Raw genomic sequence first — 2,699 nt, 5'->3', positions numbered from 1 at the left:
GCCGGCCAGGTCATCACCCTGCCCAACCGCGTCAGCAACTACTACAACAGTTCCGCCACCTTCCGGCCCTACAGCGCCGAGCGCATCATCGGCGACCTCAGCCCCAAGCTGCCCGACCCGCCCCCGCCACCCAAGAGCAAGTGCGGCGGCCTCGGCCAGATCATCATGGTCGTCGTCGCCATCGTCGTTACCGTCTATACCGCAGGGGCTGCCTCCGGCATGATCGGTGCCGCCATGACTTCGGGTTCGGCAGGCGCGATGGGGACCGTCGGCGCAGGTCTGGCAGCCTCTTCTGCAGCCTCTTCTTTTGGGGCGCTTGCGGTAGGCGGCATGGTTGGAGGCGCCATGGGCAGCCTGGCCAGCCAGATGGTCGGGGTGGCCTTCGGCCTGCAAGATGGCATCAGTTGGAAGGGCGTAGCACAAGGAGCGCTCAGCGGCATGATCAGCTACGGTATCGGTGGCGCCGCTGGCAGTGGAACAGGCATTGCGTCGCGGCTGGGGATAACCGGAAACACCGCCCAGGCCATCACTAACAGCATGATCGCCAATGCCGCCACTCAAGGGGTGAACATCGCCCTCGGTCAGCAAGGCAGCTTCAGCTGGACCCAGCTGGCACTGGCCGGTGTGACAGCAGGCTCCGCGCCGGACATGACGAGCTGGAATACTATGCCCCGATTGGCTGGCCAGTTCGGTGTGCAGGCACTTAGCGGCCTGGCTGGCCGTGAACTCGACCAGGCCCGCGGCAAGCAGGTCGGCAAAGCGTCGGACGTGTTGCTCGGCGCCGTGGGTGGCGCCATCGGCAACACCCTGACCGCGCCGCGCAGCCAGACCAGCACCATTGCCGGCAGTGACGCGGCGGACCCCGCACCCAAGGTCGATGGCTATACCCTGACCGATGGCACCGGGGAACAGGTAGGCGCCGGTGGTTTGACCGAAGCCCAGCGCATGGCGATGGACCTGGGCTATGGGCCGCTCAATGCCGAGGCCGCCGCTGCAAAGTTGGCACTGCTCGACTCGCGTGAAGCATTTGGCAACGGCTTCAACCCCATACTGGCCGATGGGATGAACCCAGACTTTGATAAACCAACCCCCGTCGCTCCCGCTGCGCGGCGTAAAACCCCAGCGCCCGCCTCCACGCTGACCAAGCAGCGCCAGATCCTGGCAGCGATGGAGAAGCAGACCCTGCTGGGCATGATGCGAGATGGGCTACTGGGTAGCGCCGCCAGCAAAGGATTGCAAATCAAACGGGGCCTTGCTGACCTCGCTAACAGCATCAGTGATGCTGTGAATTCGGACTCTTCTTTGCGCGCAACCCCGTCGCGTTCAGCCCAACTGGTCAATGACTTCCAAGCAGCACTCAGCGGGTCACCAGAAGCCTGGAGTTATGTAGGTCGCGACCTCAAGGAAGGTGCTTATGAGCTATTCTTCCCAAATGGTGCTGCAATGGAGCGGGAAAGAGTTCAGGCCACTACCGCTGGACTTGTTAAAGGCGCCATGAAGCAGGCTTGGAATACAACCATAGATCTCGCGGGTACGGGTGGGGTCGCTGGGCTGCTTGGTTTATTGGACCCTATCAAGTTTGATGTAGCGGGAGCAGATCTTTATGGCGCCCACGTTTTTGACAAAGCTACGCTTGTATTTGGTGGACTCGAGGGACTGGCAAAAGCAGGGGGTACCCTTGCTGCTCGCTTTGGGGCTCAGAGCCTGCGAGCAACACTGGAAGCAGTTCCAAAAAGCTCTACCTTCTACAAAGTAGAATCTGGTGGTGTTCGCGGTGAACTGTCACTAAATCAGGGGCAAAGGCAGCAAATTCAAAGTTACTTAAGTAACTTTGATATGAATGGCGTGGAGATACGGTGGGTTGACGATACAAACCTCAGCACCGGCTATGGGGACATGTTTGGTCAGAGAACGTTGAATATTGGCTCGGATGTCGTGCCCGGAAACGTTGGATTTGGAACCGCAACGGCCAATTCGAGAGTAAGCATAAACGGGACACTAGCCCATGAGTTGGTGGGACATATGGAAGCTGGCATGGCGGGGAAAACTCAAAACATCCTCGCACTTGAAGAAGCACAAGCCAGTATTCGTGCTGCCCGCTTTGCACCAGACTTGACCTCAACAGAGCGGTACACCTTGCTTCGCGATGGCATTATGCGCTTGAAAAACGCACCTGGTGGTCCGATAAAAATTCGCGATGTGAAGGACTCTCTTTACATTTGGAATCGCTAACAGGGTCAACTATGAAGCTTATGATTATTAAAGACATTAGACATATGCAAAAAGGTCTGGCTGTGCTTACCGGCCCTTTGCTTATGGAAAACGTCGTCCGAAGAAGTGACGTAGAGAAGGCCTTCGGCGAAAAGGTATTTGTTGTTGATAGGAATGGTGCTTCTACGCATTTAGCTGTTATGGATGTGTCGGTAAACCAAACGATGGCCGGCTCAATGCAGGTAAGCCTAGGGGTGAAAATGCCGCCCGATAATTTAGGCGTAGCATTGGAAGGTTTGGTGTATAGCGAGGACTCCCCTTTTCCCCAATAATCTTGCCGTTCTGCTCCTTCTGCCCTGCTGACCTCCTCCCAATTAACCGAGCGGTCGAAGCTGGAGATTTCCGGCTTCAAGGTGGGCGAGTCGGAACTCGCTCGGGGTCAGGTCGCCCAGCGAACTGGGCGGCCTGAATTCGTTGTAATCCTGTCG

General features: G+C 57.7%; 2 protein-coding genes. Both read left to right on the top strand.

Translation table 11 applies throughout. From position 1 onward, the window contains the following. Nucleotides 1-2,232 (top strand): hypothetical protein (locus C556_RS23685; RefSeq protein ID WP_040431662.1); only part of this gene is annotated, 2,232 nt, incomplete at its 5' end. Nucleotides 2,233-2,243: 11 nt separating this feature from the next. After that, on the top strand, nucleotides 2,244-2,543 hold the full coding sequence (locus C556_RS23360; protein ID WP_157236280.1) for a hypothetical protein: 300 nt from the start codon (nucleotides 2,244-2,246) through the stop codon (nucleotides 2,541-2,543). Nucleotides 2,544-2,699 lie beyond the last annotated feature (156 nt).

Source organism: Chitiniphilus shinanonensis DSM 23277 (assembly GCF_000374805.1).
GTDB classification, from domain to species: Bacteria; Pseudomonadota; Gammaproteobacteria; order Burkholderiales; family Chitinibacteraceae; genus Chitiniphilus; species Chitiniphilus shinanonensis.
The sequence above is the reverse complement of the archived record's forward strand: the minus strand, read 5'-3'. Positions and strand labels throughout refer to the sequence as shown.

Coding starts and splice junctions, on each gene's coding strand:
- C556_RS23360 (WP_157236280.1), top strand. CDS start 2,244: ATGAAGCTTATGATTATTAAAGACATTAGACATATGCAAAAAGGTCTG.